The sequence below is a fragment of the Streptomyces sp. NPDC088747 genome (assembly GCF_044751025.1).
GTDB lineage: Bacteria > Actinomycetota > Actinomycetes > Streptomycetales > Streptomycetaceae > Streptomyces.
Genome location: NZ_JBIVKZ010000003.1, coordinates 37,004 through 58,407 on the forward strand (window position 1 = coordinate 37,004; position 21,404 = coordinate 58,407).

The 21,404-nt window shown below is 70.8% G+C and carries 19 protein-coding genes; 8 read left to right on the forward strand and 11 right to left on the reverse strand.

The genetic code is table 11. The annotated features are described in order from the left end of the window. Nucleotides 1-58 precede the first annotated feature (58 nt). Both ACIP79_RS08510 and ACIP79_RS08515 read right to left on the reverse strand, forming a co-directional pair. Nucleotides 59-397, reverse strand: a complete 339-nt coding sequence (locus tag ACIP79_RS08510; protein WP_383683087.1) for a DUF3817 domain-containing protein — start codon at nucleotides 395-397, stop codon at nucleotides 59-61. Between the two features lie 74 nt (nucleotides 398-471). Further along, the gene (locus ACIP79_RS08515) at nucleotides 472-981 is read right to left on the reverse strand and encodes a MarR family winged helix-turn-helix transcriptional regulator (RefSeq protein WP_383683084.1); all 510 of its coding nucleotides are present in this window, start codon (nucleotides 979-981) and stop codon (nucleotides 472-474) included. A 275-nt stretch (nucleotides 982-1,256) separates the two neighbouring features. Between ACIP79_RS08515 and ACIP79_RS08520 the strand changes: the two genes are divergently transcribed. After that, nucleotides 1,257-2,261 carry a glycoside hydrolase family 6 protein gene (locus tag ACIP79_RS08520; RefSeq protein ID WP_401221067.1) on the forward strand — a complete coding sequence of 335 codons (1,005 nt, stop codon included), beginning with the start codon at nucleotides 1,257-1,259 and terminating at the stop codon, nucleotides 2,259-2,261. A gap of 89 nt (nucleotides 2,262-2,350) precedes the next feature. On the opposite strand, the gene ACIP79_RS08525 is transcribed toward ACIP79_RS08520, so the two are convergent. The 4 genes from ACIP79_RS08525 to ACIP79_RS08540 all read right to left on the reverse strand — a co-directional run bounded on the left by ACIP79_RS08525 (nucleotide 2,351) and on the right by ACIP79_RS08540 (nucleotide 6,910). Further along, complete coding sequence (locus tag ACIP79_RS08525) at nucleotides 2,351-4,306, reverse strand: galactose oxidase-like domain-containing protein (RefSeq protein ID WP_401221070.1); 1,956 nt, start codon at nucleotides 4,304-4,306, stop codon at nucleotides 2,351-2,353. A gap of 3 nt (nucleotides 4,307-4,309) precedes the next feature. Next, nucleotides 4,310-6,097 carry a glycosyltransferase family 2 protein gene (locus tag ACIP79_RS08530; RefSeq protein ID WP_401221072.1) on the reverse strand — a complete coding sequence of 596 codons (1,788 nt, stop codon included), beginning with the start codon at nucleotides 6,095-6,097 and terminating at the stop codon, nucleotides 4,310-4,312. A 175-nt stretch (nucleotides 6,098-6,272) separates the two neighbouring features. Continuing rightward, nucleotides 6,273-6,566 (reverse strand): MTH1187 family thiamine-binding protein, encoded by a 294-nt coding sequence (locus ACIP79_RS08535; protein WP_355853228.1) that lies wholly within the window; start codon nucleotides 6,564-6,566, stop codon nucleotides 6,273-6,275. Continuing rightward, nucleotides 6,563-6,910, reverse strand: a complete 348-nt coding sequence (locus ACIP79_RS08540) for a DUF3817 domain-containing protein (RefSeq protein WP_401221077.1) — start codon at nucleotides 6,908-6,910, stop codon at nucleotides 6,563-6,565. The genes ACIP79_RS08535 and ACIP79_RS08540 overlap by 4 nt, the downstream gene beginning before the upstream one ends. Nucleotides 6,911-7,138: 228 nt before the next feature. Here ACIP79_RS08540 and ACIP79_RS08545 point away from each other — a divergent pair, with 228 nt between their 5' ends. The 4 genes from ACIP79_RS08545 (at nucleotide 7,139) to ACIP79_RS08560 (ending at nucleotide 9,785) form a co-directional block, all read left to right on the forward strand. Then, complete coding sequence (locus ACIP79_RS08545; RefSeq protein WP_383686877.1) at nucleotides 7,139-7,771, forward strand: AIM24 family protein; 633 nt, start codon at nucleotides 7,139-7,141, stop codon at nucleotides 7,769-7,771. Nucleotide 7,772: 1 nt separating this feature from the next. After that, nucleotides 7,773-8,423, forward strand: a complete 651-nt coding sequence (locus ACIP79_RS08550; RefSeq protein ID WP_401221080.1) for an AIM24 family protein — start codon at nucleotides 7,773-7,775, stop codon at nucleotides 8,421-8,423. Further along, complete coding sequence (locus tag ACIP79_RS08555) at nucleotides 8,420-9,217, forward strand: AIM24 family protein (protein ID WP_383686866.1); 798 nt, start codon at nucleotides 8,420-8,422, stop codon at nucleotides 9,215-9,217. Before ACIP79_RS08550 ends, ACIP79_RS08555 begins: the two co-directional genes overlap by 4 nt. Before the next feature lie 91 nt (nucleotides 9,218-9,308). Continuing rightward, nucleotides 9,309-9,785, forward strand: a complete 477-nt coding sequence (locus ACIP79_RS08560; protein WP_383686868.1) for a MarR family winged helix-turn-helix transcriptional regulator — start codon at nucleotides 9,309-9,311, stop codon at nucleotides 9,783-9,785. Between the two features lie 38 nt (nucleotides 9,786-9,823). Here ACIP79_RS08560 and ACIP79_RS08565 read toward each other — a convergent pair whose 3' ends face one another. Together ACIP79_RS08565 and ACIP79_RS08570 are read right to left on the reverse strand one after the other, a co-directional pair. Continuing rightward, complete coding sequence (locus ACIP79_RS08565) at nucleotides 9,824-11,239, reverse strand: sensor histidine kinase (RefSeq protein ID WP_401221084.1); 1,416 nt, start codon at nucleotides 11,237-11,239, stop codon at nucleotides 9,824-9,826. Then, complete coding sequence (locus tag ACIP79_RS08570) at nucleotides 11,236-11,898, reverse strand: response regulator transcription factor (RefSeq protein WP_401221087.1); 663 nt, start codon at nucleotides 11,896-11,898, stop codon at nucleotides 11,236-11,238. Before ACIP79_RS08570 ends, ACIP79_RS08565 begins: the two co-directional genes overlap by 4 nt. Nucleotides 11,899-12,033: 135 nt before the next feature. On the opposite strand from ACIP79_RS08570, the gene ACIP79_RS08575 reads away from it, so the two are divergent. Next, on the forward strand, nucleotides 12,034-12,747 hold the full coding sequence (locus ACIP79_RS08575; protein ID WP_401221089.1) for a PepSY domain-containing protein: 714 nt from the start codon (nucleotides 12,034-12,036) through the stop codon (nucleotides 12,745-12,747). Nucleotides 12,748-12,769: 22 nt separating this feature from the next. Here ACIP79_RS08575 and ACIP79_RS08580 read toward each other — a convergent pair whose 3' ends face one another. From ACIP79_RS08580 to ACIP79_RS08590, 3 genes are all read right to left on the reverse strand, one after another. Further along, on the reverse strand, nucleotides 12,770-14,020 hold the full coding sequence (locus ACIP79_RS08580; RefSeq protein WP_401221091.1) for an MFS transporter: 1,251 nt from the start codon (nucleotides 14,018-14,020) through the stop codon (nucleotides 12,770-12,772). A gap of 335 nt (nucleotides 14,021-14,355) precedes the next feature. Next, a complete protein-coding gene (gene meaB, locus ACIP79_RS08585; protein WP_401221094.1) occupies nucleotides 14,356-15,312 on the reverse strand; it encodes a methylmalonyl Co-A mutase-associated GTPase MeaB in 957 nt (318 codons plus the stop codon). Nucleotides 15,313-15,351: 39 nt separating this feature from the next. Then, complete coding sequence (locus tag ACIP79_RS08590) at nucleotides 15,352-16,554, reverse strand: acetyl-CoA C-acetyltransferase (RefSeq protein WP_401221097.1); 1,203 nt, start codon at nucleotides 16,552-16,554, stop codon at nucleotides 15,352-15,354. 145 nt (nucleotides 16,555-16,699) lie between these two features. Between ACIP79_RS08590 and mce the strand changes: the two genes are divergently transcribed. After that, nucleotides 16,700-17,140 carry a methylmalonyl-CoA epimerase gene (gene mce / locus ACIP79_RS08595; protein ID WP_383681179.1) on the forward strand — a complete coding sequence of 147 codons (441 nt, stop codon included), beginning with the start codon at nucleotides 16,700-16,702 and terminating at the stop codon, nucleotides 17,138-17,140. 241 nt (nucleotides 17,141-17,381) lie between these two features. Beyond that, nucleotides 17,382-21,230 (forward strand): polarized growth protein Scy, encoded by a 3,849-nt coding sequence (gene scy / locus ACIP79_RS08600; protein ID WP_401221101.1) that lies wholly within the window; start codon nucleotides 17,382-17,384, stop codon nucleotides 21,228-21,230. Nucleotides 21,231-21,404 lie beyond the last annotated feature (174 nt).

Below are 21,404 nucleotides of genomic sequence, written 5' to 3' on the forward strand. Positions count from 1 at the left end.
CTGACCGCCGTACGTTGCCCGTACGGCGGCAGTGACTACGCGGCGAGGGGTGACACCCTCAGGCCTTGGCGACCACGGGGGAGTCTTCCGCGATCTTGCCCTCGAGCTCGCGCGAGATGCGGCGCTCCACGAAGAACGCGGCCGTCGGGACGGTGCCCGCGAGCAGTACCCACAGCTGCTTGGCGACCGGCCACTTCGCCTTGGAGCCCAGGTCGAAGGCGAAGATCAGGTACACGACGTACAGCCAGCCGTGCGCGATGGACACGACACGGGTGGCGTCGGCCGCCCCGTCGATGTCGAGCACATACTTGGCGATCATGCACAGGCACAGCAGGACCAGCAGCACACCGGTGACGTAGGCCATGACGCGGTAGCGGGTCAGCACGCTCTTCTTCATGCGGACGAGCCTAACCACCGGTTTCGGGCGATCTTCGGGCGCCCCCGGCTCGTCGCACGAGCCGCCGCCCCGCCCTACTCCTCGTCGAAGTCCCGCGCCGCGACCCGCAGCGGCCGCAGCATCGCGAAGATCTCCCCGCACTCCTCGGCGTCGTACGCGCCGAGCCCGAACTCCATCGCCATCAGGTCCTGGGTGGCCGCGTCGCAGACCTCGCGGCCCTTGTCGGTGATGGAGGCGAGCGTGCCGCGCCCGTCGTTGGGGTTGGGGCGCTTGTCGACGAGCCCGGACCTCGCCAGCCGGTCCACGGTGTTCGTCACGGACGTCGGATGCACCATGAGCCGCTCGCCGATCTTGGACATCGGCAGCTCGCCCGCCTTGGAGAACGTGAGCAGCACCAGCGCCTCGTAACGGGCGAACGTCAGCCCGTAGGGCTTGACCACCGAGTCCACCTCGGCGAGCAGGATCTGGTGCGCGCGCATGATCGAGGTGATGGCCGCCATGGACGGGACCGAGCCCCATCGCTGCTTCCAGTGCTCGTCGGCACGGGCGATGGGATCAAATGCAAGGCTGAGCGGCTTGGACACGCCAAAGACCTTACCGGCCGGTCACATCGTGGTCAGCCCCGTCTCGGGTTTCGGTCCACGGCCCCAAAAAGCCCGGCGGAAAGGGGTCCGCGGGACGGACCGGCCGCCCCGCGGAACGAGATCCGGGGGCAGCTCCGGACGCCCGGCGGACCACACCGCCCCGGTGTCGCATTCATAACGACTAAGCACTCTATGTAACGATTGCCACGGAATTGCTACTTGATCGTCACCGATAGTGATCGTCACCGATAGTCACCTTCGACCAAGGGGGCAGGATGTCCCGGCTGATCCGTACCTTCGCGGCACTCGCGGCGCTCGGGCTCGCGATGGGCTGCGCGTCCGCGCCAGGCGGCGACGAGGCCTCCGTCGTCCATCGCGCACCCCGCGACGCGGCTCCCGCCCAGTCGCCCTTCTGGGTCGACCCCGCAAGTCCGGCCGCCCAGCAGATCGAACTGTGGAGCAGGCAGGGCCGCACGGCGGACGCCGAGTCGCTGAAGCTGATCGCCGACCAGCCGGCCGCGCTGTGGCCCGCGGGCGAGGACCCGGGGACGATCGTCAGGTCGGCCACCTCGTCGGCCGCGGCCGACGGACGGACGACGCTGTTCGTGGCGTACAACATTCCGCACCGCGACTGCGGGCAGCACTCGGCGGGCGGGGCCGACGACGCGAGCGCCTACCGGACGTGGATCGGGAGGTTCGCGGACGCGCTGGCCGACAGCAAGGCCCTGGTGATCCTCGAACCCGACGCCGTCGCGCACATCGTGGACGGGTGCACACCGGGCGAATACCACGCGGAGCGCGAGCAGTTGCTCTCGGAGGCGATCGTACGGCTGAAGCAGCAGCCCAACACGAAGGTGTACCTCGACGCCGGCAACCCCGCCTGGATCGAGGAACCCTGGAAGCTCGTCGAACCGCTGCGCCGCGCCGGGGTCGCCCGCGCCGACGGCTTCGCCCTGAACGTCTCCAACTTCCAGACGGACGCGGTGACCAAGAAGTACGGCGTCCAGCTCTCGGGGGACCTCGGCGGCAAGCACTTCGTGATCGACAGCAGCCGCAACGGCAACGGCCCGCTGAGCGGCGCCCGCGGCGAGGCCTGGTGCAATCCGCCCGGCCGGGCGCTGGGGACCAGGCCGACCACCGAGACCGGCGAGTCCGTCCTCGACGCCTATCTGTGGATCAAGCGCCCCGGGGAGTCGGACGGGGAGTGCCGCGGCGGACCGGCGGCCGGACAGTGGTGGCCGGAGTACGCGCTGGGGCTGGCACGCAACACCAAGTCCTGAGCCCCGTACGGCAGGTGGCGGGTGCGGAACCACGAAGGTTCCGCACCCGCCACCTGCCGTTCGTCAACTACCCACTGTCAGCCCAGCCGTCATTCGACCTGGATCCACTTGGCCACCGACGGCGTCCCCTGCGCGTCCGTCACGAAGAGCATGTACCAGCCGGGCGGCACCAGCGCCCGGTCGCTGGGCACGTCCACGGTGACCGAGTTCCCGGCTTTGCTGAGGCCGAGTTCGATGGAGCGCTGTTCGACGTCCGTCGTGTGCGTGACCGCGCTCGGGCGCATCAGCCGGGCCTTGGCCACCCGCTCGGGATGTTCGGTGGCGAAGGTGGCCCGCCCCTTGCTGTCGAGCGTCTTCGGGCCGTCGCCGAGCACGGGGCGGTTCTTGCTGTTCCGGTGCAGGGCGGGCGGGGTGAAGATCTCCATGCGCTGCTCGAAGTGGCCCAGCTTGGTGTTCTGCTGGTCGTCGAAGAGCGGGTCGGAGCCGAAGGTGGCGACCCGGCCGTCGGGCAGCAGCAGGGCCTCGGAGTGGTAGTTGCGGCCGACCCTCGGGGACGCGGCCTCGTGGAAGGCGTTGGCCTTGGGGTCGTAGAACTGCGCCTTGAGGATATTGCTGGCGCTGCGGCCGCGGTAGTCCTCGGAGCCGTTGGTGGTGAACACCGAGTCGTCCGGCATGATCACGCTGTTCAGATACCGGGTGCCCTGGGGGAGGTTGGGCCCTTCCTCGAAGGCGGGGCTGCCCTTCTTGAGGTCGACGACCGCGGTGCGCGGGGTCGACTTCTTGGACTCGCCGACACCTCCGCCGCCGAGGATCATCACCTTCTGGTCCTGCGCGGGCGGCAGCAGCAGCGAGGCGGAGGTCTCCGTCTCCTCCGGGTCCCGCAGCCCGGGGACCTTCTCGAACTTGTTGGTCTTCAGGTCCCAGATGCCGGGCTCGCGGCCCATCTCGGCAGGCCCGTAACCGGCGTTGGACGCCGGGTAGAAGAGCTTGCCGCCCTTGGTGAGAAAGAGTGCGGGATACGTCGGGAAGTAACGCTTGGGCCCCGGAGTCCACTTCCGGGTCCTCGGGTCGTAGATCTCGTTGTCGCCGGGGTCGATCACGCCGACGTCGTCGAGGCCGGAGACCGCGAGGACCCGCCCGTCGTCGAGCCCGACGAGCGTCGGATACCAACGGGCCTTCTGCATGGGGTCGACCGGGATGTACCTCTCGGCCTTCGGGTCGAACTCGTAGGCCGCCCTGATCCCCTGGAAGTCCTGCTTGTCCATGGTGATCTTCTCGGACAGGCCGTACGTGTTGTCGGCGTCCTTGCCCTTCAGGCCGACGATCTCGTACTGGGCCGATCGGTCGGTGGCCGAGGTCGGGCCGTCCTCGGTGGCCTCCACGAAGACGCGGGTCTCGCTCGCGGTGACCTTCGTCCGCCAGGGCTGCATGACGCCGGCCTTGTTGTACGTGACCTTCTGGGTGCGCTTGGCCTTGGGAACCCTGACGTCGACCTTGCTGACGTACTCGACGCCCGCGGGTGAGCGGAAGCGGGTTCCCTTCTTCAGGTACATCGCCTTGTCGGGGTTCTCGTTCTTGACGCGCATTCCGCCGCCGGCCCGCTCGACCTCGCCGTCGAGCAGTTCGTAGCGGGCGGTGCCGCCGGCCACCAGCATTCTGCCGCTGGGGAGTTGGGCGTGCCCCGAGCAGAAGAAGTCGTCCGGGGTGGGGATCTTCTTGAAGGTGTCCGTCGCCGGATCCCACAGCACGGTGTCGAACGAGCCCTTGTCGAACTTGCGCTTCTCGTTCCCCGATCCCGCGACGATCAGCACCTTGCCGGTGTGCAGCAGGGCCGCGTGGATGGCGTTGGTGCGGTAGTCGTCGGGGATGTCGAGGTGGTTCCAGGAGCCGTACTTCGCCTTGTAGCCGGGCTGGGCGATCTTGTACTCGTAGTACGTCTCGCTGGCGAAGCCGACGGCGGCGGGGGCGTTGAGGCCGGCGAGTACGACAATGCCGCCGATGCCCAGCACGGTCTTCTTCGTCTTCTGCGAGGGCTGGTAGGCCATGGCCTAGTTACCTCCTGTCGTGGAGCTGGTGACCGTGGTGGTGCTGCCACTGGTCGCGAGGGCGGGCTCGACCGCCTCGGCGATCAGTGCGGCCGGCGTGTGCGGCACCTGCCGTGCCCGGCGTTCCCCGAGCAGCGTGGAGAGCCACACCGCGACCGGGGCCAGCGAGATGGCCATGGCCAGCAACGCCCAGGTGCGCATGGCCGCGTGGGTGTGGTCGAGGACGACCGACGCGGCGAGCGAGACACCGAGGAGCGCCGCCCAGGTGAGATGGATACGGAAGGTCAGCAGCCGGTCCGGGTTGGCCTCGCCGCCCTTGGGCGTGACCACGAAACGGCTGGGGCGCCGGGTCAGGGCCTCGCCGAACGACTTCAGGTAGATGGGCGCGGAGAGCGCCGACATCGCCATCCCGGCGAGGCCGCCGGACCCCTCGGGTTCGTGCGGGGAGACGTTGTGCCGCCGGTTCCAGAGGTAGAGCCCGATCTGCAGGGCCGCCGCGTCGCTGTAGAGCATCAGCCAGACGGAGGCGGCGACCTGCGTGCCCGAGGCGCCGAACCACAGGAAGAGGAAGCAACTCAGGATCCCCAGCAGCCAGTTGACGGCCGTCATCGGGTAGTAGACGAGCATCATCGTGTACGAGAACAGCCGGCCGGGAGGCATCGTGAACGGCGCCTTCCAGTACTGCTTGAACAGCGTCTCGTACGTCCCGCGCGACCAGCGCAGCTGCTGGGTGAAGAAGTCGGTCCAGGAGGCTGGTCCCTCACCGACGGCGAGCACGTCAGGGGTGTAGACGGACCGCCAGTGCCTGCCCGTCCCCGGGTTCCGGTGGCGGTGCAGTTCGAACCCGGTGGCCATGTCCTCGGTGATGGAGTCGTACAGGCCGCCGACCTGAAGGAGGGCCGAGATGCGTACGACGTTGTTGGTGCCGACGAACATGGGCGCCCGGTAGCAGTTGCCGGCGCGCTGGATGAGCGCGTGGAAGAGGAACTGCTGGGACTCGGCGGCCTTGGTGACGGGGTTCTCGTAGTTGCCGTAGACCTGCGGCCCGACCACGAACGCCACGTCCGGGTCCCGGAAGTAACCCATCATCCGCTCAAGGAAGTTGGGGAGCGGAACATGGTCGGTGTCGACGGAGGCGAAGAACTCGTACTCCGGGCCGTGCATCGCGATCCACGCGTTGTAGTTGCCGTGTTTGGTACGGGCCTTGTGGACGCCCTTGTCGCGGTTCCACTCCGGGACCCCGGACCGGGAGAAGTGCCGGACGCCGAGTTCCGCGCAGAGGGCCTTGGCCTGTTCGTCGTCGCCCTCGTCGAGGAGCCAGACGTCCACGGGTCCGGTGTGGGTGATCCGGACGGCGCCCTCCAGGGTGGCGCGGACCATGGCGAGGGGTTCCTTGCCGGGGACGTACGTGGTGAGGAAGGCGACCCGTGTCCCCTCCTGCGGGACGACCGGTACCGGGTCCCGGGCCACCATCGTGGCGTGCGCGATGCTGACCACGTTGACGACCATGAACAGCTCGATCAGTCCGATGGCTATGAGCATCGCGACGTCCAGGCCGACCAGCCAGCGTGCGCCGCCCTCGCGCTCCACCCAGTGGCTCGGCCACACCAGGTACACGAGGAGTACGCCGGTGAGGATCGGCGCCAGGGCCATCAGCAGGACAGCGCGTATTCGGTGCGGCTCTTTCGAGATGAGCTTGGTGTACTGCACCTGGTAGGCCGGACCGGGCGGCTGCGTCAGCGGCCCGGCGAGACGGCTGTAGGTGTCGTAGTCGTAGCCCTCGGGCCGCACAGCGCCCTCCAGTGATGTGAACCGCTCCGGTGGTCGAATATGCCGATACCCATACACAAGTGGAGATTTGGTGGCGTGTCGAACTGGGCGCGTCCGAAGGAGTAATCGGCGCCGGGGGACCTGACACGACGAAACCCCGGCCCAAAGGGGCCGGGGTCGACGGAGTTTCGGGGGTTCAGGCGGACAGGTGGCGCTCCACCGTCTCCACCTTGGACGTCAGACCGTCCGTCACACCGGGGCGGATGTCCGCCTTCAGGACGACCGAGACGCGCGGCGCGCGCTCCTCGACGACGGCGACGGCACGCTTCACCACGGCCATCACCTCGTCCCACTCGCCCTCGATCGAGGTGAACATCGCGTCGGTGCGGTTGGGCAGCCCCGACTCGCGGACGACCCGGACGGCGTCGGCGACGTACTCCCCCACGTCGTCGCCGACACCCAGCGGTGTCACGGAAAAGGCGACGATCATGACGTCTCCACCACGCCCTCGCGCCGGGCACGGGAGGCGATGACCGCGCTCTCCGCCTCACGCCTCAGCTTGCGCTCGGCGAAGAAGCCGCCGGTGGGCAGGACGGAGAGGACGAAGTAGAGGAGGCCGGTGCCCACGTTCCACCTGGCGCGGTTCCAGGCGTCCGCCCAGAAGATCACGTACAGGACGAAGAGGAGGCCGTGGACCGCGCCCATCACGGGCACCGCGTTGAAGTCGGTGGTCCGCTTGAGCACCGAGCAGACGAGCAGGAGGAGGAAGGAGATCGCCTCGGGAGCCGAGACCAGACGGAGGCGGCGGAGGGCGCTGGCGGTCTTTATGTCCACGGGTCACCTTCGGTGGGAGATGCGCTTTCGGCAGGAATGTCGCTTTGTGAACCCAGGCACAAGCGTCCGGCCCATTGTGGCACCCGGCCGGACGGCGCAAGCCGGGAGCCCCCCAAGGACTGCCCCGCAATGATCGCGGGCCGGCCCCTAGGGGTCCGATCAGGGATGAGATCCACCCGTAGGCCCTTTTGGCGGACGGTGTCCGGCGGCTACCTTCACCCCGTGGCGATGTTCCGACTGCAAGGCAGCAAGGTGCTCGCCGTCGACATGACCGGGGATGCCGTGAAGGCGAAGAACGGCTCCATGGTGGCGTACGACGGCCAGATGGCCTTCAAGAAGATGAGCGGCGGCGGTGAGGGCGTACGGGGGATGGTGACCCGGCGGCTCACCGGTGAGCAGATGACGGTGATGGAGGTGAAGGGGCACGGGACCTGCTGGTTCGCGGACCGGGCTTCCGAGATCAACCTCGTGAACCTCCAGGGGGACAAGCTGTACGTCGAGTCGAGCAATCTGCTCGTGACGGACGCCGGGCTGCGCACCGGCACCTCGTTCACGGGAATGCGCGGCGCCTCACAGGGCAACGGCCTGTTCACCACGACCGTCGAGGGCCACGGGCAGGCGGCGATCATGTCCGACGGCCCGGCGGTGGTGCTGCGGGTGAGTTCGCAGTATCCGCTGACCGTCGACCCGGGCGCGTACATCGCGCACCAGGGCAATGTGCGGCAGTCCTTCCAGTCGGGTGTGACCTTCCGCACCTTCATGGGCGAGGGCGGCGGCGAGGCCTTCCAGATCCGCTTCGAGGGCGACGGCCTGGTCTACGTCCAGCCCAGCGAGCGGAACACGATCGCGGGGGATGTGTGACATGCCCTTCCGTGAGATCAACTCGAAGATGGTCGAGGCGACCGTGCTGCCCGGCCAGCGGATGTTCAGTCAGCGCGGGGCGATGCTCGCCTACAAGGGCGACGTCTCCTTCACCCCCAACATCCAGGGCGGCCAGGGCGGCGTGATGTCCATGCTGGGCCGCCGCCTGGCGAACGAGACCACCCCGCTGATGACCGTCGAGGGCTCCGGCACGGTCCTCTTCGGGCACGGGGGCCACCACATCCAGGTGATCGGCCTCACCGGCGACACCCTGTACGTGGAGGCGGACCGACTGCTCGCCTTCGACGGCGCCCTCCAGCAGGGCACGATGTTCCTGGGCTCGCAGGGCGGGGTGATGGGCATGGTGCGCGGTCAGGTGAGCGGCCAGGGACTCTTCACGACCACCCTGAAGGGGCACGGCGCGGTCGCCGTGATGGCCCACGGGGGCGTTTTCGAGATCCCGATCACCCCGCAGCGCCCGGTCCACGTCGACCCGCAGGCGTACGTCGCCCACCACGGCGACGTCCGCAACAAACTGTCCACCGCGCTCGGCTGGCGCGACATGGTGGGCCGCGGCTCGGGCGAGGCCTTCCAGCTGGAGCTGAGCGGCAACGGCGCGGTGTACGTCCAGGCCTCGGAGGAGAAGCTGTGAGCGGATACGGGGCTTCGGGACCGGTCGTCCACGACCCGATGACGCTGCCGGTCGACGACAACGTCAACAACTACACCTTCTGCGTGGAGCTCAAGGGGAGCCAGTGGTTCCTCCAGAAGGGCAAGATGATCGCCTACTACGGGTCGATCGACTTCAACGGCATCGGACACGGCCGGCTCGACCGACTTGTCCGTACGTCGTTCCATTCGCCTCTGCACGCGAGCGACTGGGTCGTGGCGGAGGGCTCGGGCAAGATGCTGCTCGCCGACCGGGCCTTCGACGTGAATTCGTACGATCTGGAGAACGGCAACCTGACCATTCGCTCAGGCAACCTCCTCGCTTTTCAGCCAACTCTCGCCCTCAAGCAGTCGATCGTGCCGGGTTTTCTGACCCTTATCGGAACGGGCAAGTTCGTGGCCGCCTCCAACGGCCCGGTGGTGTTCATGGAACCCCCAATCCGGGTGGACCCGCAGGCCCTGGTGGGCTGGGCCGACTGCCCCTCCCCCTGCCACCACTACGACCACGGGTACATGACAGGTGTCATGGGCGGTCTACGTGCGATGACGGGCATCGGCGGGGCCTCCGGCGAGGAGCACCAGTTCGAGTTCGTGGGGGCCGGCACGGTGCTGCTCCAGTCCACCGAGACCCTCATGGCCGAGCAGGCCACGGGGGCGGTCCCGCAGCAGGCCGGAGTGCCCGGCGGCGGCGGGGTGCCGGGCCAGCACGGACAGCAGCCCGGGGCACCACGCCTTCCCGGACAGCTCGGAGATCTCCAGCGTCGCTTCGGGCTGTGAGCGGTAGTCTGCGGAGTGTGACATCGAACGCGTGCGCGTAGTCACACACCCTCACTAGTTCGCCTTTCAACATTTTAGGTAGACTTCACTTATGGAGACCGAGACGGCCACGCGCTGGCTGACCAATGCGGAGCAGTGTGCCTGGCGCACCCACCTGGAGGTCAACAGGCTGTTGACGTACCAGCTCGAGAGGGACCTGCAACCGTTCGGCCTGACCATGAACGACTACGAGATCCTCGTGAACCTCTCCGAGTCGGAGGGTGTACGCATGCGAATGAGCGATCTCGCCGCCGCCACCCTTCAGTCCAAGAGCCGCCTCTCGCACCAGATCACCCGCATGGAGAACGCGGAGCTGGTGCGCCGGGAGAACTGCGAGTCCGACCGCCGGGGACTGTTCGCGGTCCTCACCGACCACGGCATGGAGACGATGCGGAAGGTCGCACCGCACCATGTGGCGTCCGTGCGCCGGCACTTCATGGACCTGCTGTCGCCGGAGGCGCTGGAGGAACTCCACAAGACGCTGACGCCGATCGCGGACCACCTGCGAGGGCAGCGGGGCAAGCCGTAGCGCTCCGCTGTAGCTGGTCGTGTAGTTCCCCGCGTCCCTCAGGGGGCACCAGGCAGCCTGAGTTCGAAGAGTGCGCCCCCTCCAGGTGCTTCTCCGACCGTGAGTGTTCCGCCGTGCCGTACCGCCACGTCGCGGGCGATGGCGAGGCCGAGACCGGCCCCGCCGTCGTCCCGGCTGCGGGCGTCGTCGAGGCGCACGAACCGCTCGAAGACGCGCTCGCGCTCCTTGGGCGGGACACCCGCCCCGTCGTCGGCCACCCTGACGACGGCCCACTCTCCCTCCGCCCGCACGCTCACCACGACACTCTCCCGCGCGTGCCGTCGGCCGTTGTCCAGCAGGTTGGCCAGCACGCGCGCCAACTGCCCACGGGAACCGCTCACTTCGACCACCGGGGCATCGACCGTCACCCCGGACCGGCCCGCCGCCTCCTCCCGTACGACCGCCCCGAGGTCGAAGCGGGTGTCCGCCGGCCGCTCCCCCGCGTCCAGCCGGGCGAGCAACAGGAGGTCGGCGGCGAGGCGCTGGAGCCTGACGGTGTCCTCGACCGCCCCCGCCACGTCGAGCAACTCCGGGTGCGCGGCGCCCACTTCGAGCTGGGTGCGGAGCGAGGCGATGGGGCTGCGGAGTTCGTGCGAGGCGTCGGCGACGAACCGCCGCTGCCGTTCGACGGACCGCTCCAGCGCGGCCAGCGTCTCGTTGGTGGTGCGCGCCAGTCCGGCGACCTCGTCGTGCGTGTCCGGCACCGGCACGCGCCGGCCCAGATCCTCCGACGCCGTGATGGCGGCCATCTCGCCCCGGATGCCCTCGACGGGCCGCAGCGCGCGCCGGGTCACCCGCCAGGTCACGGCGGCCACCACGGCGAGAAGCAGCGGGAACCCGATCAGCATGACGGTCAGCGCGGTGCGCACGGCGCTCTGTTCGGCGGCCAGCGGCGCACCGGCGTGCACGGTGAGCGTGCCCCTGCCCGGCACCTCCACCGTCACCGCGGCGAACCGGTAGTCCCGCGTCTCGCCGTCGATGGTGGCGGAGCCGTCGCCGAAGGCGGTCTCCTCGCCGATCTCACCGGGTTCGAGGGAGTCGTCGTCGCCCTCGTCCTCACCCTCGTCGTCCTCGTCACCGCGTGCGGCGGCTGAGGCCTGTGGACGTACGGCGGCGACGCCCGTGCCGCTGATCCGCTCCAGGTCCTCGCTCGCGGCGACCAGCGTCCCCTTCTCGTCGACGACCTGGACGGGACGGTCGTCGTCGTCCAGCGACAGCCCGTCGAAGGCCTGCCCGCCCGCGAGGTCGGCGGCGACCGAGCGGGCGGCCCGCTCGGCCTGCGTACCGGCCTCCCCGCTCAGGTTGGACCGCAGGGAGAGCGTCACGGCGGTCCCGGCGGCGAGCAGCGCGACGGCGACGACCAGGGTCGCCCCCAGCGTGGCCCGCGCCCGCACGGAGCCGAGGAGGCGCCTCATCGCGACTCCAGGCGGTAACCGGCTCCGCGAACCGTATGGATACGGGCGGCGCCCAGCTTCCGGCGCAGTGTGCTGACGTACACCTCGACGATGTTCGGGTCTCCGTCGTACGCGAAGTCCCAGACGTGGTCGAGGATCTCGGCCTTGGAGACCACCTCGCCGGCGCGCACCACCAGTTGTTCGAGGACCGCGAACTCCTTGGCCGTGAGGACGACTTCGTCCTCGGCGCGGAAGACGCGCCGGGCGGCGGTGTCGACGCGCAGGTCACCGACGACCCGCACGGGCGCGGCCCCGGCCTGCCCGCGCCGCCGCAGCAGCGCCTTCACCCGCGCCACCAGCACCACGTAGGAGAACGGCTTGGTCAGGTAGTCGTCGGCGCCGGTGTCGAGCCCCTCGGCCTCGTCGTACTCGCCGTCCTTCGCGGTGAGCATCAGGATCGGCACGTCGTGGCCGGCCGCGCGGAGGGCGGCACAGACCCGGTAGCCGTTCATCCCGGGCAGCATGATGTCGAGGATCACGAGGTCGTACGTCCCCTCGGCCGCTCGGTGCAGCCCTTCCAGCCCGTCGTGGACGACGTCCACGGCGAAACCCTCGGCCTCCAGGCCCTTGGCGAGCGACAGCGCCAGCCGTCTCTCGTCCTCCACGATCAGCAGACGCATGGACCCAGCGTCGCAAACCGAACCTGAAGAAGGCTTCAGGCGGCTTCAGCCCCGCTTCAGTGTCCCTCGTCCAGATTGGACCGCGTCGAACGGCGCCGCATCGCGCCGTACGGATCCGACCCGGGAGGAAACCCCATGAAGCGCAATCTCGTCATCGCCACCGTCACGGCCGCCGCACTGGTCGGCGGCGGTACCGCGACGGCCCTCGCGGTCGCGGACGACGGCGGGGCGCCGTCACGGCACCCGGCGGTGGGCGCGGCCTCCGGCAGCGAGACCGAGGACGTACGCGACGGTGACGACACGCACGAGGACGGCGAGGACGACGACGTGCGTGCGGACGGCCGGGACGACGACCGCGCGGCGGAGTCCGCGAAGGTGACGGCCGCCGACGCGCTCGCCGCCGCCCTGCGGCACACACCGGGCACCGCCACCTCGGCCGAACTGGAAGACGATGACAGCGATGACGGCGATGACGGCGATGACGGCCGCGGCGACACCCTGACCTGGGACGCCGACATCCTCGGTGGCACCGGCGTCTGGCACAGCGTGCGGGTGGACGCGGGCACGGGCAAGGTCCTGTCCTCCGGCACGGAGCGCGAGGACGACGACGCCGACGACGCCGACGACGCCGCCCGGGTGCGGGCCGCCCTCAAGGACGGCTTCGTCTCCGCCGTCGAGGCCGCGAAGGCCGCCGCGGCGCGAGGCACGGTCACCTCCGTCGAACTGGACGACGACGGCTCCCCCGCCTGGGAGGCGGAGACCCGGACGGCCGGCGGCACGGACCAGGACTGGCTGGTCGACGTCCGTACCGCCCAGGTCACCGCGGACCGCTCGTCGGACGACGAGTGAGGGACCACCGCGCCGCGGGCCGTCAGACCCGGTCGGGGACCTCCGCTCGGGCAGGGGTCTCCGGCACGGTGTCCGGGCGGCCCACGCCGCCCGCGGAGACCAGCGCCACGAGGAGTGCCGCGGCGCCCGCGCCCGCGAAGCACCAGCCCAGGGACAGTTGGCCCACCAGCAGGCCCACCCCCGCGGCGCCGGCCGAACTCCCGGCGTTCACGGCGGTGTTGACCCAGGCGCCCGCCTGGGTGCGGAAACCGGGGAGCGCCGACTCGTCCGCGATCAGGTAGGACGTGGTCAGCGCCGGCGCCACGAAGAAGCCGGCGCAGGCCACGGCGACCGTCAGGGTGCCGAGGCCGGGCGCCAGTGCGGCGGCCAGCAGGGCGAGTCCCACGCCGCCCGCCATCAGCGGCAGCCGTCGCCGGGCGGACGTACGCCAGTCGACGGCGCCGTTCAGCAGACCGCCGAGCGCGCTGCCCGCGGACAGGGCGGCGAGTACCCAGGCCACCACGTCGTCGCCGTGATGGCGCTGTTCGGCGAAGGCGATCACCAGCAGGTCCACGGCGCCGAGCGCCAGTCCGACGCCCGCCGCGACGGCGACCGGCTGCGCGAGGGCGCGTCCGCCGCGCAGCCTGCCCCGGGAGCGCCGGGGCTTCACCTCGGCGGGCCGTACGCCCGCCACGACCGGCGACAGGACGAACGCGAGGGTGCCCGTCCACACCAGCGCCGCGCTGAGCGCGACCGCGGCGGCCGGGGACGCGAACTTCAGCACGCCGCCCACCAGCAGCGGCCCGGAGACGAAGAGGATCTCCTCCGCCACGCCGTCCAGGCTGTACGCCCGCTGCAACAGCAGCCGGTCCTCGACGACCTCGCCCCAGACGGCGCGCATCGTCGGGCCCAGTGGGGGCGTACAGGCTCCCGCGGCCACGGCCAGCGCGCCGAGTACCACCGCCGGTGCTCCCGGGCGCCAGGCGGCCGCGGCGAAGCCGGCGAGGAGCGCCGCGTACAGCGACGCCATGGGGATCAGGGCACGGCGGGGGCCGTGCCGGTCGATCAGGGCCGCCCTCGCGGGCGACAGGAACACGCTCATGGCGCCGAACAGCGCGAGGACCGTGCCGGCCACGGCGTACGACCCGGTCGCCCGGGTCACGGTCAGCAGGATGGCCAGGGAGACCATGCCGTACGACAGTCTGCCGACGAGGGCGGCGGTGAAGGTGCGGCGGGCATGGGGGATGCGGAGGACGGCGGCGTAGGAGGGCCGCCGCGAGGTTTTCGCGGGCATGAGGATGTTCCTCGGTGAGAGGGCGGTAGGGGGCGCGGGGTGCCGCGACGCTGTCGCGGGTCTTGGCCCGCCCTATGCCATGAGGAGGAACATGCGGCCCAACTTACCAGCGGGTGCTGACGGTTGACCAGAAGGCGTTCTTCGCCCCCTCCGCCCCTTCCCGTCCCGTACTCGGGGGCTCCGCCCCCGAACCCCCGCTCCTCAAACGCCGGAGGGGCTATTTCCTAGCCCGTCCGGCGATTGAGGACGAGCGCGCCAGCGCGAAGCGGGGGTCTGGGGGCGGCAGCCCCCAGGAACGGGACGGGAAGGGGCGGAGGGGGCGAGAAAGGCCTGTCCTACGCCTCCGTAAGCCCCTCCACCAGGGAGTCCGCCGCGCGGTAGGGGTCGAGTTCGCCGGCGACGATGCGGTCGGCGAGGGCGCTGAGGCGGCGGTCGCCGTGGAGGTCGCCGATGCGCCGGCGCAGGGTGGTGACGGCGATGGTCTCGACCTCGCGGGACGCGCGGGCGCGCCGCCGCTCGGCGAGCACCCCGTGCTCCTCCATCCACGCCCGGTGCTTCTCCAGCGCCTCGACGACCTCGTCGATGCCCTCCCCGCGCGCGGCGACGGTCTTGACGATCGGCGGCCGCCAGTCCCCGGGCCCACGGGACTCCCCGAGCCCGAGCATGTGGTTCAGCTCGCGGGCGGTCGCGTCGGCGCCGTCCCGGTCGGCCTTGTTGACGACGTACACGTCGCCGATCTCCAGGATGCCCGCCTTCGCCGCCTGGATCCCGTCCCCCATGCCGGGGGCGAGGAGCACCACGGACGTGTCGGCCTGCGAGGCGATCTCGACCTCGGACTGCCCGACGCCGACCGTCTCGACCAGGATCACGTCGATGCCCGCCGCGTCCAGGACGCGGATCGCCTGGGGTGCCGCCCAGGCGAGTCCGCCGAGGTGGCCCCGGGTCGCCATGGAGCGGATGTAGACGCCGGGGTCGGAGGCGTGCTCGGACATCCGCACGCGGTCGCCGAGCAGGGCGCCTCCGGAGAACGGCGAGGACGGGTCGACGGCGAGGACGCCGACCCGCCTGCCCTGCCGCCGGTAGGCCGTCACGAGCGCCGACGTGGACGTCGACTTGCCCACGCCGGGCGACCCGGTGAGGCCAACGACGTACGCGTTGCCGGCGAGCGGTGCCAGCGCGGCCATGACCTCACGGAGCTGCTCGGACGCCCCCTCCACCAGGGAGATCAGCCGGGCCACGGCCCGCGGCCGGCCTTCCCTGGCCTGGGCCACCAGCGTGGGGACGTCCTGCATCACAGCTCCGTTCGGGTCGTACGAGAAGGCCGGAAGGTGTCAGCCCTTGGGTACCCGCACGATCAGCGCGTCACCCTGCCCGCCGCCACCGCACAGCGCGGCGGCGCCGACACCGCCGCCCCGCCGCTTCAGCTCCAGGGCCAGGTGGAGTACGAGCCGGGCGCCGGACATCCCGATCGGGTGACCCAGCGCGATGGCCCCGCCGTTGACGTTCACCTTGTCGGTGGACACGCCGAGGTCCTTCATTGACTGCACGGCGACCGCGGCGAAGGCCTCGTTGATCTCGATGAGGTCGAGGTCGGAGACCTCCAGGCCCTCCTTGGTGAGGGCGTGCCGGATGGCGTTGGACGGCTGCGACTGGAGCGAGTTGTCCGGCCCGGCGACGTTCCCGTGGGCGCCGATCTCGGCGATCCACTCAAGGCCCAGCTCCTGCGCCTTCGCCTTGCTCATGACGACGACGGCGGCGGCCCCGTCCGAGATCTGGGACGCCGAGCCGGCCGTGATCGTGCCCTCCTTGGTGAAGGCGGGACGCAGCTTGCCCAGCGACTGGGCGGTCGTCTCGGCGCGGATGCCCTCGTCCTGGCTGAAGACGACGGGCTCGCCCTTGCGCTGCGGGATCTCCACCGGCGTGATCTCCGCCTCGAAGATGCCGTCCTTCTGGGCGGCCGCCGCGCGCTGGTGCGAGAGGGCGGCGATCTCGTCCTGCTCGGGACGGGCGATGCCGAGCCGGGTGTTGTGCTTCTCCGTCGACTCGCCCATGGCGATGTTCTCGAAGGCGTCGGTCAGGCCGTCGTACGCCATGGCGTCGAGCATCTCGATCGCGCCGTACTTGTGGCCCTCGCGGGACTTCGGGAGGAGGTGGGGGGCGTTCGTCATGGACTCCTGGCCGCCCGCGACGACGATCTCGAACTCACCTGCACGGATGAGCTGATCGGCGAGCGCGATGGCGTCGAGGCCCGAGAGGCACACCTTGTTGATGGTGAGCGCCGGGACGCTCATCGGGATGCCCGCCTTGACCGCGGCCTGGCGTGCCGGGATCTGCCCTGCCCCGGCCTGGAGCACCTGGCCCATGATCACGTACTGCACCTGGTCGCCACCGATACCCGCACGGTCGAGGGCGGCCTTGATCGCGAAGCCGCCGAGGTCGGCCCCGGAGAAGGACTTCAGCGAGCCCAGCAACCGTCCCATGGGCGTCCTGGCGCCCGCGACGATCACCGAGGTACTGCTGTTCGTTCCAGACATGAGGTGCGATCCCCTTTCAGCTGCACAGCTGAGGAGTGAACGAGGGTTTACCTGAATGTACTGAGCGGTAGGCCACCCGTCATCCGGCCCGGAGTGTGATCGCGCGCACGTTGCGTAACCACCTCAGGAGCGCTGCACTGACTCCATGCTGACGCGAATCGACCACATCGGGATCGCCTGTTTCGACCTCGACCGGACCGTCGAGTTCTACCGGGCCACGTACGGCTTCGAGGTCTTCCACTCCGAGGTCAACGAGGAGCAGGGCGTCCGGGAGGCCATGCTCAAGATCAACGAGACGTCCGACGGCGGCGCCTCCTATCTCCAGCTGCTCGAACCCACCCGCGAGGATTCCGCCGTCGGGAAGTGGCTGGCCAAGAACGGTGAGGGGGTCCATCACATCGCCTTCGGCACGGCGGACGTCGACACCGACGCGGCGGACATCAGGGACAAAGGGGTACGAGTGTTGTACGACGAGCCCCGGCGCGGCTCGATGGGCTCCCGGATCACGTTCCTGCACCCAAAGGATTGCCATGGTGTCCTGACAGAACTGGTCACTTCGGCGCCAGTTGAGTCACCTGAGCACTGACCCTCGTACATATGGGCCGGTAGGGTTGGTGACGGCCGCCGCCTCTTCGGGGCGGCCCGGGTCCTTGTGAACGGGATTCGAGGGCCGGGGTCCAGGTTTTCGGGGGACGGGCGGGACGAGCGTCGGGGCAGCGGCCCGCGCTCCGCCGGTGATCTGACACCATTCCCCGGGGGCCCCGTCCGGCGGATGGACGGGGTTCGTTTGGAGAGACTTGCGACCAGGGGACGGATGGGACCGCGCAGTGCGGGGCTACGAACGCCAGGAGCGAGAGCCGGCGGCTGACGTCGACCACCTCTCTCGGTTCGAGGCCGAGATGGAGCGGCTGAAGACCGAGCGGGAGAAGGCCGTCCAGCACGCCGAGGACCTCGGCTATCAAGTCGAGGTGCTGCGCGCCAAGCTGCACGAGGCGCGCCGCAGTCTGGCGACCCGGCCTGCCTACGACGGCGGTGACCTCGGCTACCAGGCCGAGCAGCTCCTTCGTAATGCGCAGATCCAGGCCGACCAGCTGCGCGCCGACGCCGAGCGCGAGATGAGCCAGGCCCGCGCGCAGACTCAGCGCATCCTCCAGGAGCACGCCGAGCAGGCCGCCCGCCTCCAGGCGGAGCTCCATCAGGAGGCGGTCACCCGTCGCCAGCAGCTCGACCAGGAGCTGAGCGAGCGCCGCCAGACCGTCGAGTCGCACGTCAACGAGAACGTGGCGTGGGCCGAGCAGTTGCGCGCCCGCACCGAGCAGCAGGCCCGCCGGCTCCTTGAGGAGTCGCGTACCGAGGCCGAGCAGGCGCTGGCCGCCGCCCGTGCGGAGGCCGAGCGGGTCGCCACCGAGGCACGCCAGCGGCTGAACGCGGACGCCGAGGCGGCCCGCGCCGAGGCCGAGGCGCTGCTGCGCCGGGCCCGCACGGACGCCGAGCGGCTGCTGAACGCGGCGTCCACCCAGGCCCAGGAGGCCACCGACCACGCCGAGCGGCTGCGCAGCTCCACGGCGACCGAGTCGGACTCCGCCCGCCGCCAGGCCACCGAGCTGAGCCGGACCGCCGAGCAGCGCGCGGCGGAGGCCGAGGCTGCCCTGCGCGAGGCGCGGGCCGAGGCGGAGAAGACCCTCGCCGAGGCGAAGGAGACCGCGGCCAAGACGCTGGCCGGCGCCGAGTCGGCGAACGAACAGCGCATGCGTACGGCCAAGGAGCAGGTCGCCCGGCTGGTCAGCGAGGCCAACCAGGAGGCCGAGACCACCAAGGCGGACGCCGAACAGGTCGTCGCGGAGGCCAAGGCCAAGGCCGAGAAGATCGTCTCGGAGGCCGAGGAGAACGCCCGGAGTCTCACCGCCGAGGAGACCGCGTCCCAGCTCGCCAAGGCGGCCCGTACCGCCGAGGACGTGCTGAACAGGGCGTCCGAGGAAGCCAAGACGACCACCAAGGCCGCCGCCGAGGAGGCCGAGCGGATCCGCAGCAAGGCCGAGGCCGAGGCGGACCGGCTGCGCGCCGAGGCGCACGACATCGCCGAGCAGCTCAAGGGCACGGCGAAGGACGACACCAAGGAGTACCGCGCCAAGACGGTCGAGCTCCAGGAGGAGGCGCGCCGGCTGCGCGGCGAGGCCGAGCAGCTGCGTGGCGAGGCGAACGCCGAGGGCGAGCGCATCCGCAGCGAGGCCCGGCGCGAGGCCGTCCAGCAGATCGAGGAAGCGGCCAAGACCGCCGAGGAACTGCTCGCCAAGGCCAAGGTCGACGCCGACGAGCTGCGCTCCCTGGCCACGACCGACAGCGAGCGGGTCCGCACCGAGGCCATCGAGCGCGCCACGACGCTGCGCCGGCAGGCCGAGGAGACCCTTGAGCGCACCCGCACGGAGGCGGAGCGGCACCGCGCCGAGGCCGAGGAGCAGGTCGAGGGCGTCAGGGCGGACGCCGAGCGGGCCGCGGAGGCGCTGCGCGAGGAGACCGAACGTGCCATAGCGGCCCGCCGCGAGGAGGCGGCCGAGGGGCTGACCCGGCTGCACACCGAGGCCGAGCAGCGGCTCGCCACGGCGGAGCAGGCGCTGGGCGAGGCCCGCGAGGAGGCCGAGCGGCTGCGCCGCGAGGCCGCGGAGGAGACGGACCGGCTGCGTTCGGAGGCCGCCGAGCGGATCCGTACGCTCCGGGCACAGGCCGAGGCGGAGGCGGAGCGGCTGCGTGACGAGGCCGCGGCGGACGCGTCCACGTCACGGGCCGAGGGCGAGAACATCGCCGTACGGCTGCGTTCGGAGGCCGCGGCGGAGGCCGAGCGGCTGAAGTCGGAGGCGCAGGACAGCGCGGACCGGGTACGGGCGGAGGCACAGGCCGCGGCCGAGCGGCTGGCGGCCGAGGGTGCCGAGGCGCTGGCCGCCGCGCAGGAGGAGGCGCTCCGGCGCCGCCGCGAGGCCGAGGAACTGCTCGGTTCGGCGCGCCAGGAAGCCGACCAGGAGCGGGAGCGGGCCCGCGAGCAGAGCGAGGAACTGCTCGCCTCCGCGCGCAAGCGGGTCGAGGAGGCCCAGGCCGAGGCCGTACGCCTGGTCGAGGAGGCCGACCGGCGCGCGACCGAGATGGTCTCGAACGCCGAGCAGACCGCGCAGCAGGTGCGCGACTCGGTGGCCGGGCTGCACGAGCAGGCCCAGGAGGAGATCGCCGGTCTCAGGTCCGCGGCCGAGCACGCGGCGGACCGCACCAAGACCGAGGCGCAGGCGGAGGCCGACCGGGTCCGCGCCGACGCCTACGCGGAGCGGGAGCGGGCCAGCGAGGACGCGGGCCGGATCCGGCGGGAGGCGTCCGAGGAGTCGGAGGCCGCCAAGTCGCTTGCCGAGCGCACGGTTTCGGAGGCGATCTCGGAGTCCGAGCGGCTGCGTTCGGAGGCGTCCGAGTACGCCCAGCGCGTCCGCACCGAGGCGTCCGACACCATCGCCAACGCCGAGCAGGACGCCTCACGTACGCGCGGCGAGGCCCGCGAGGACGCGAACCGGATCCGTTCGGACGCCGCGACGCAGGCGGACACCCTCATCAACGAGTCGCGCTCCGAGGCCGAGCGGCTCACGCTGGAGACGAACGCGGAGGCCGAGCGGGTGCGGACGGAGTCCGTGACCAAGGCCGAGCAGCTCATCTCGGACGCGACCGGGGACGCGGAGCGGCTGCGTGCCGAGGCCGCGGCGACGGTCGGGTCCGCGCAGCAGCACGCCGAGCGGATCCGCACCGAGGCGCAGCGGATCAAGGCCGAGGCGGAGGCGGAGGCGGAGCGGGTCACGTCGGCCGCGCGCGAGGAGGCCGAGCGGACGACGGACGAGGCGCGCAAGGAGGCCAACAAGCGGCGCTCCGAGGCGGCCGAGCAGGTCGACACCCTCATCACGGAGACGGCGTCGGAGGCCGACAAGCTGCTCTCGGAGTCCCAGCAGGCCGCGCAGAAGACCACGGCGGACGCCGAGGCGCAGGCCGACAGCATGGTCGGTGCCGCGCGCAACGAAGCGGAGCGGCTGGTCTCCGAGGCGACGGTGGAGGGCAACTCCCGGGTGGAGCGGGCCCGTACCGACGCCGACGAGCTGCTGGTCGGCGCGCGCCGGGACGCGACCGCGATAAGGGAACGGGCGGAGGAGCTGCGCGACCGGATCACCTCCGAGATCGAGGCGCTGCACGCGCGGGCCCGCCGCGAGTCCGCCGAGACGATGCGGGCGGCGGGCGACCGGTGCGACGCGCTCATCAAGGCCGCCGAGGAGTCGCTGGCCAAGGCCGAGGCGAAGGCCAAGGACCTGGTGTCCGAGGCCAACTCCGAGGCGAGCAAGGTGCGGATCGCCGCCGTACGCAAGGCGGAGGGGCTCCTCAAGGAGGCCGAGCAGAAGAAGAACTCGCTGGTCGCCGAGGCGGAGAAGATCAAGGCGGACGCCGAGCAGGAGGCACGTCGCACGGTCGAGGACGGCAAGCGCGAGCTGGATGTCCTGGTCCGGCGGCGTGAGGACATCAATGCGGAGATCTCCCGTGTCCAGGACGTGCTGGAAGCGTTGGAGTCCTTTGAGGCCCCGTCGGGCGGCAAGGACGCCGGAGTCAAGGCCGGCGCCGCCGCGGGGGCGACCCGTTCGGGTGGCAAGGCGTCCGAGGGCTAGCCATAAGCACCGATTCCGTGCTTTGTGGGGACCTTTGACACAGGCTCTGGCAAGCACTCCGACAGGTAGCCACCCAAAAGGAGTGTCATTCTCCAGATCAAACACGTATCCGCTCGATGACACACCGCTTTGACCCCTAGGATTCCACCTATCACCTCACCGGTCTCATTCGAC